The sequence below is a fragment of the Microcoleus sp. T2B6 genome (assembly GCF_036700475.1).
In the GTDB taxonomy this organism is placed as follows: domain Bacteria; phylum Cyanobacteriota; class Cyanobacteriia; order Cyanobacteriales; family Microcoleaceae; genus Microcoleus.
Genome location: NZ_JAUBOZ010000022.1, coordinates 1 through 8205, shown reverse-complemented (window position 1 = coordinate 8205; position 8205 = coordinate 1). Strand labels below are relative to the sequence as shown.

The following is an 8205-nucleotide window of genomic DNA, read 5'->3' as shown; positions in this document are numbered from 1 at the left end:
CTTTGTAAACAAACAGATCCGCACCTGAACCGCCAGTCAGAATATCTGCACCGCTGCCGCCGCTGAGGATGTCAGCAAACTCAGTACCAGTGACGCTGTTAGCATCAGCATTTCCGGTAAACAAGACAGGAGTGGTGAAGTTGTAACCGCCTGCACCAGAACCGAAGTTGTTAAAGTCGGTTGGGTAAGTGTTCCCAGCAGCAGTTAAATCGACAATGCTGCCTGAGTTGGTAGTAGTACCAGCAGGAGAGGCGATCGTACCTGTAAATACAAAGTCCGCCGTTCCCAGATTGCTAGCAGCAGTACCCAGATTCGCTATCAAGGTAGAACCACCGGCCACCGTACCGTTCGAGTCAAAATACAACTCTGTTTCGTTCGACGCATTAGTAAAGGCGAAGAAACCAGCAGTTGTAGAATTGCCCAGGGCTTTAGCTTGTGCATCTTGCAAAGAGGCATAACTTCCGCCTGTGAAAATCACTAACTCTTTGCCAGTAATGTCAGGAGAAACCCCGCTAACACCGTCAAAGTTAGTCGTAGTCAAATTGCCGAAAGCGCTCGCGCTAAACTCGAATTTGTCTACCCCAACAGTAAAGTCGGAAATTTTATCGCCGCCTTCTTTAGTTGTCCTGTAAACAAACAGATCCGCACCAGTGCCGCCGCTTATGACATCCAAACCGAGGCCGCCGGTGATGGTATCGTTGCCGTCGCCGCCCTTGAGGTTATCGTTAAAATTGCTGCCGACAATCTTGTCATCGCCTGCTAAACCATCGAAATTAACTGCAGCCGGATAAGTGCCGAAATCCACATTGTCAGGGCCAGCAGTACCGACAGGAACATTTAGTGACGTGCCGCTGAAGACAAAGTTACTGACTTGCAGGCGAATGCTTGCCGAGAAACTCGTGAGAACTTCAAAGCGCGCCCCAACAGCAAATACCAGTACAGCACGACCGGTCTCGGCATCTATAAACTGACAGAAAGTAGGCGCTTCTCGGTTGCCACCCAAAGCTATAAACCGCGCTTGCAAAGACGCGATGCTGTTAACAGTGATATCCGTGGTGAAGTCGAGCAAATTAGCGCTGCCGATCGACCCAACAGCAGTAGTAGCCGTAATATCCAGTCGGGTCAAGCTAGAAACGATGAGATTACCAAAAGCTCCAGTAGAAAGCTCAAAAACATCGTCATCGACATTAAAGTCAGTAATAAAGTCAGCTTCTACAACTGTTTGAATCTCTTGGCGGGAAGTGCGGTAAACAAAGCGATCCTTTCCATTACCCCCTATTAGAGTATTGGTTCCTAGACCGCCTTCGATCGAGTCATCGCCCTCATTTCCGGTTAATGTGTCATTGCCACTACCGCCGATGATTTTGTCTATGCCGAGGCCACCGTCGATCGAGTCATCGTCATCACCGCCGTCGATCTCGTCATCGTCATCGCCGGCTTTAACTTTGTCCTTGCCTTTGCCTGCTTTGATTTTGTTTTTGCCTTTACCGACTTCGATCGAGTCATCGTCATCGCCACTGTCGATATCGTTATCGCCATCGCCGGCTTTAATTTTGTCCTTGCCTTTGCCGCCGATGATTTTGTTGTTGCCTTTGCCGACTTCGATCTCGTCATCGTCATCGCCGCTGTCGATATCGTTATCGCCATCGCCTGCTTTAATTTTGTCCTTGCCTTTGCCACCGATGATTTTGTCCTTGCCTGTGCCGGCTGTAATGTCATCGTCACCATCGCTGCCTTCGATGTCGTTATCCAGCGTCAGAGAACCGACAATAACTTGAGGTGCTGTAGTGCCAGCAAACTTAAAGAGATTTTGCTCGACATTCAAGCTAAAACGCTGGTTGATGAGAGATCTTTTGCCGTTGCTAACTTCAAAAGCAAAACTAAGCGCACCGACAAAACCTACTGCCGCTTTGAATTTTACCAAGCCTTCGTTAATGTCTGCTTGAGAGAAGGTAGAACCGACTTGTGCTGGGACTCCCTTAACCAATAGTTGGCCGGTTGTAGCATCGGGCAGCTCGGTTAGCTTGAAGACTGTGCCGCCAGGACCTTGCTCGTCATCGACAAACCGCAACAACTCAGGAGTAATAGTTTGCTCGCCGCCGCTGGAACCAGCAGTCAAGGGCTGATTAGCTTCCACTCGCGGAGGGTTAAAAATCGGAGGGGGAGTTTGAACCGGAGTTGGAGTTGGAGTTGGAGTTGGAGTTGGAGTTTGAGGATTAATTTCCAAAAAGTCGCCAGCAGTGATCAGCGTTGCACTGACATTCAACAATACTGCCAAGGTTAAGTTATTGGCCCGAATTTCGGTATTTGCATCGACTTGTACAAACGTCAAACTGCTAAAGTTCAAGTCGCCAAACAGCAGAAACTTGTCCTCATTGTCTGCGAAGTCAGTGATGACTGCTTTTGCCCCAGAGGGACTGTTACTCATGACATAAACGTCAGTTCCAGCACCGCCTATACAGGTATGGTTGCCAGTACCGCCCATCAGCGTATCGTTGCCGTCGCCGCCCATCAGCGTATCGTCGCCGCTGCCGCCGCCGCTAACGCTGTCGTCGCCGTCGCCGCCGTCTGCCATGTCATTACCGTCGCCAGTAACGAGGGTATCCTTGCCGCCACCGCCCATCACGCTGTCGTCGCCGCCACCGCCCATCACGCTGTCGTCGCCGTCGTCGCCTGCACAGTTGTCGTTGCCGTCGCCACCGATCACGGTATCGTTGCCCGCACCGCCGCTAACGCTGTCGTCGCCCTCGTCGCCTGCACAGTTGTCGCTGCCGCCACCGCCTAGCACGGTATCGTTGCCGATGCCGCCGCTAACGCTGTCGTCGCCCTCGTCGCCTGCACAGTTGTCGCTGCCGCCACCGCCTAGCACGGTATCGTTATCTTTGCCGCCGTTAACGCTATCGTTGCCGTCGCCGCCGCTAACGTTGTCCTTGCCTGCGTCGCCCCTGACGGTATCGTTGCCTTCGCCGCCCTCGCACTTGTCGTCGTCTTTGCCGCCGTAGATGGTGTCGTTGCCGGCGCCGCCGTTAACGTCATCCTTTCCTTCGTTGCCGTGCACCCCGTCATCGCCGTCATCGCCTTGGCAGGTGTCGTTGCCGCTGCCGCCAAAAAGGGTGTCGTTATCTTTACCGCCGTTAAGGGTGTCGTTGCCTTTGCCGCCCTTAACGTTGTCGTTGCCACGATCGCCCTTTATTACATCGTCGTCATCGCCGCCCTCGCAATCATCGTCATCTTTACCCCCGTACATTTCATTTTTTTTGCCAGGGTTTCCTTTGATTTTGTCCTTGCCTTTTTGGCCGAATATCTTATCCCGATCGCCGGTGGCGACAATTACGTTATCGCTATCATCACCAACGAGGGTTCGGCGATCAATGCCGCTGCCATCATCGTTGCTCGCACCTTCTTCTAGTACGCCGTTAAATTCCGCAATTTGCTTGTTATCAGCAGCACCTGTTTCGGATGCACCCTTAGACGGATCAGGAGATTTGGTGGTAACGCCGTCGGGGTTTTCGATCGCTTGCTCAATTAACTTGGCTAACTCCTCCTCGGTAATTGTAGAGCTGTTGTTGCCTAAATTCCCGACTGGATTTTGTGTTTCCTCTCGAACGGGAAAAAGTGTTTCCGGTTTTTTTTCTAACGTTGTTACGTCTGGTTCCATTGTTGATATTTCCCCAAAAAAGGTAAGCTTCTTAGAATCACTTTATCAGCAAACAGGAGGCTGCAGAAGAAAAAAAAATAACTTCATGCTTTCGCCTGCTAGAGGAGCTGGTTTCCTCATTTTTACTATTATAGATGCCACTTAAACAGCAAGGTTTTTTTCGCTCTGTTGCGAGTTTTATATTCTGCCATTGCGTACCACAATTAATTGCTCTGCAACCTACACTGTAATTACTGCGCCGAAGCGCCGAGCATTTGAGCTGTTCTCGGTAATTTCTCCAGTAAGCTGCGCCGAAGGGCCCCTTATTGTAGATTCTCTACGTAATTTCTACAGTGAATTAGCTGAATTTAAACTCGCAACTGACAACTCCTAAATAACTACCCAAAACCTGTATCCCCCAAATTCTACCCTTGCTTTTTTTCCGATCTAGGCTGGGTGTATTAAAGTTTTGTAACACTCCCAGCTTTGACAAATCCTTCCCTGACCTAGGATTTGAATCTCTTGACTAAACGACAGCACCCTCCTAATTTTAGTTCCCGATGATTAATTAAAAATTTAGATCATTCGCCCGGGCAAATATTTGTTCTAATTTTTAGTTGCACAAATTTTTATCGAGTTGAGGAAACATCGCGAACTGAGAAAAATTTTTTTTTTCTGATTAATACTAAGAACCTGCCAAAATTTATCTATCTCAAGACAGATTGTAAAATTTTTCCAAACAGAGTAAGAGATGCAGGAGTCGTTTTTGGTGACAGTTGCAAGATCGGCATTTTGAGCGGGAACGACCCACGGCGAGGCTGCCCAACCCTATTCCTTTGTAGAGACTTCGCTACCAAATCCAATAATTCTCCGAGAAACCGGCCTGATGAGGCGTAATCCTCTAGATGCCAAAAATGATGGTTGCTGGAGAGTACCGGAATAATTTGATTTGCCTTGTATTGTTGAGAGTTCTTGGCGGGTTAAGTTTATTTTTGCTGCTTAACTTTAACTAGATTAAGAGAGTTAAATTAAAAGTTTTCTATATCATAAAAGCGGAAAATTAGCAATAAGTTATTAGCAATTATCGATGGTCAACTATCGATTATCGATCGCCACTGAGGTCTTAAGGATGAGGGCGGAGAGCTTACGGATGAGAGTCCAGGGCTGACCAATTAATTAATTGACACAAAATCAAGATTACACATGGGGGGTTGGTGGTAGAGGATAAGCCGTAAAGACCGATCGACCGATCGCCCAAAAAAATAAAATACTCAAATTTCCCTGCGATATTGCCCTGAAACCGGTTGGCGAGAGCCGAAGTAATTTTAATAAGAACTAGAGATCCGCCTGGTAAAGTGCCTCCAATTTAACTTTACTCAGCAATGAGAAACTCAAGTTCACGACAAATCTAAAGGGGTCTGCGGTAGAGGTGCAAAATGTTAAAGATACAAAGATTGCAGAAAATTCGGCTTTCACCGAGCCACAGGGCAATCAAAACTAATAAACTGTTATTAAAGTACAACTTTTATATCCTCAAAGTGTTTGAACAAATATATATGACGCCAGCGATCGCCCGATCGGGGGAAGCGCATTCAGAAACTTTGATTCAAAGAGTAAAAATTATTTTGCCGATCGCTCTTGCTAGCCGCAAAAACGCAGGCAAATTCAGAATTAAGGCGGGAGGGCGCTAAATCCGTGAGCCAGGAATTTCAACTCTCAGTCACCCCTGTTGGGGACGACGAATATCTAGTGCGGACAGAAAGGGTTGCACCCGGTGTACCCTTAGCCGAACAACAAGTCCGCTGGCCGATCGACGAATGGCTTGCACTGTCTGCTCAACTGATGAACGACCCGCTGGTGGGCTTGCTCCAGGGAAAAGCATTACACGGAAGCAGTTTGGCCGGTCGCGGCATCTCCCGTTCGGGACCCAACTCAGTGCCGAATTTAGTAGCGCTCGGACAACAATTATACAGCGGGCTGTTTCAAGGAAACTTGCGCGATAGCTGGACTTGCGCTCAAGGCATCGCCCAGCACCGCCGAGAAGTGCTGCAACTGCGACTCGGACTCAAAGGCCGGCGCTTGCCGCGTCTGCCGTGGGAAGTGCTGCACGCGGGCGATCGCCCATTGGCAACCGGCACCGATGTCGTGTTTTCTCGCTACCAACCAGGTACAAGTTTGTTCAAACAAACCCGGATACTGCCTAGTGGTGGGCCACTAAAAATTTTAATGGCGATCGCCTCTCCGAGCGATCGAGACAGCTTGCAGCTCAAGCGAGAAGTGCTCCACCTGCAACAAGAACTCCAAAACCGCACCGGTCATCCTCTCAAAAACAGCCCCCATTGCCCGGAGATTCAACTGACTATTCTCGAACAGCCCGATCGAGAACAACTTACCCAAGCCCTAGAACAAGGACACTACCAAGTCCTGCACTACGCAGGCCACAGCAACTTAGGTTCCAGAGGTGGGGAACTCTACCTAGTCAGCAGCCGCACCGGCTTAACCGAAACCCTCAGTGGCGACGACTTAGCTGGATTGCTCGTTAACAACGGTATTCAGATGGCCGTGTTCAACTCCTGCCGCGGCGCCTACGGCGACCCCTCAGACCTCGCGGACGACAGCCCGGAACGGAACTTAACCGAAGCTCTAGTGAAGCGGGGCATTCCGGCAGTGCTAGCAATGGCAGAAAGCATCCCCGACGATGTAGCCCTAACTCTGACGCGGCTATTTTACCGCAACCTCAATCAAGGCTATCCAGTCGATCTCAGCCTGAGCCGGGCCAGAGCTGGGCTAATTTCTGCCTACGGTTCTCACCAGCTATACTGGGCTTTGCCGATTCTCTACCAGCACCCGGACTTTGACGGCTATTTGACCGGCGCCCCAGTCCACAGCGCGACCTCCGGTTCTATGGTGCACATAATCGGGTCGGGAACGCAACCGGCGATCGCGGGTACTGAATGGAAGGCTGCGTCTTCGGTTTCGGCGATCGCCCAATACCCCCCAATCCCAGCCAATAGATCGCATGAGTCAGACAATTCTGACGGCGAAGTCTGGGAATATCCCAACCAATTAAAAGATCGCAGGGATTGGGTTCACCAGAACGATCGACCCGATGCTGCTAATTCACCGAACTCACCGACGGCTTCGCCCTCCTCTATTCCTAATTCAGAGTGTGCGGCGATCCAAGCAACTCGCGCCGCTGCAGCGACTCAGAAACCGTTAAAAAAACCGGGGTTGAAAAAATCTGTGGCCCTGATGCTTTGCTTATTGCCCGTTGCTTTGAGTGCTGGCTTTTTTGGGTGGCGGCACTCGAACCAGCGAAGCACGAAACCAGAAGAGTTACTGCCGGCGGTACGGACTCCCCTGTCGCAAAATTACCTGCAACAACGTCACTAAGGAATGAAAAATTAATAACTTGCACAATTAAACCCCAGAAGCCTTGATCCAAGGTCAACTATTGCTCTATTAGTCACCTTATTTATTTTTCATTCCTAAAAGCGATCGCCCACTGCAATGCTGAATTTAGACCCCCTTGGCCCGGCTCCAAACTGGGTGGGGTTTTTGCTGGCCATTCGCGATCGGCTGCCGCTGGCCATTCGCGATCGAAAGTATGCTGCTCGATCGAATCTCGGACTTACGTTCATCCAGCCGGTTTTTACCGAAAATAAGCAGCAGCCCAACCAAGCATCGAGGAAGAAACCGGGTTTCTCGTCGAGCAAGTAAGTCCGGGACTCTTAATATAAAATTAGTCAGTCGATTTGAGATTTTAGACTTCGGCTTGAGCCCTGAGTCGAAGGATTTGAGATTTTAATTTTACTCCACAGATAAATCTGGGAACAGGAACAAGACTCTAAAATTTTGATCTCTCCACGACAGGAGTCGGTGGCTTGTATGCGTTTTTGAGCGGGCTGATTCGGCCGCAGGAGCATTCGTCATTCGGCACAAGACAATAAAAGCCAGAGTTGCCACAATTAAGAACGTCCTCACCCTCAGCGCGCTTATTTCACAATAATTAATTATGGAAGCGGCTGTGAGTTTGACAATTCCCGCATCCAGGATACCCGCCACGTGATTCATTCCGAAAGCAGACTCAGGACCGGTGAAATAAAAAACCTGTATCCGATAAAGGCGCCCCGAATTTATCCGTGGGGTCAAGGCTTCAATCTAAAATCTAAAATCTAAAATCTAAAATCGATTGACGCGCCCCTCCAGTTGGTGCATAAATTTTGAGAGTATGGCAGTTTACAGGCCACGAGTGGAAACCAATACATTTCCATGCAAACTCCATGTCGGGAACCGCAGCTAATTTGTAGTGCATCAAACATTTAAGCTGTGGTGCATTTAACTCGGTCTTTTTCAATTCCCCTGTGGAAATAACCTCAAATTCTCTGGCTTGGGGCCGGAGGAGGAAGATTTTCCCGAGTTCCCCGTAGAAATCTACTGATTCCTGGCGAAGTGTTAAGAGTCGCAAAGCAATCTCGCCCGATCAAAACTATGGGAGCATCTCATATTTGTAAAAATACTTCTTCTGGCTCCTTCCTTCTTCTGGCTCCTTCCTTCTTCTTCTTTCC

At 49.3% G+C, this 8205-nt stretch carries 5 protein-coding genes; 3 read left to right on the top strand and 2 right to left on the bottom strand.

From position 1 onward, the window contains the following. Positions 1-3658, bottom strand: a 3658-nt coding sequence (locus QUA00_RS12415; protein WP_333409796.1) for a cadherin-like domain-containing protein, incomplete at its 3' end; no start/stop codon positions are given. A 1415-nt stretch (positions 3659-5073) separates the two neighbouring features. Between QUA00_RS12415 and QUA00_RS12410 the strand changes: the two genes are divergently transcribed. From QUA00_RS12410 to QUA00_RS12400, 3 genes are all read left to right on the top strand, one after another. After that, positions 5074-5328 carry a hypothetical protein gene (locus QUA00_RS12410; protein WP_333409795.1) on the top strand — a complete coding sequence of 85 codons (255 nt, stop codon included), beginning with the start codon at positions 5074-5076 and terminating at the stop codon, positions 5326-5328. A gap of 4 nt (positions 5329-5332) precedes the next feature. Further along, positions 5333-7030: a CHAT domain-containing protein gene (locus QUA00_RS12405; protein ID WP_333409794.1), complete on the top strand. Its 1698-nt coding sequence runs from the start codon at positions 5333-5335 to the stop codon at positions 7028-7030. Positions 7031-7147: 117 nt separating this feature from the next. Continuing rightward, positions 7148-7357: a hypothetical protein gene (locus QUA00_RS12400; protein ID WP_333147771.1), complete on the top strand. Its 210-nt coding sequence runs from the start codon at positions 7148-7150 to the stop codon at positions 7355-7357. A gap of 448 nt (positions 7358-7805) precedes the next feature. On the opposite strand, the gene QUA00_RS12395 is transcribed toward QUA00_RS12400, so the two are convergent. Beyond that, positions 7806-8105: a hypothetical protein gene (locus QUA00_RS12395; protein ID WP_333409793.1), complete on the bottom strand. Its 300-nt coding sequence runs from the start codon at positions 8103-8105 to the stop codon at positions 7806-7808. Between the last annotated feature and the right edge of the window lie 100 nt (positions 8106-8205).

Excerpts from the sequence above, each read along its gene's own strand:
- QUA00_RS12410 (WP_333409795.1), top strand. The coding sequence starts at position 5,074 with ATGTTAAAGATACAAAGATTGCAGAAAATTCGGCTTTCACCGAGCCAC.
- QUA00_RS12400 (WP_333147771.1), top strand. The coding sequence starts at position 7,148 with ATGCTGAATTTAGACCCCCTTGGCCCGGCTCCAAACTGGGTGGGGTTT.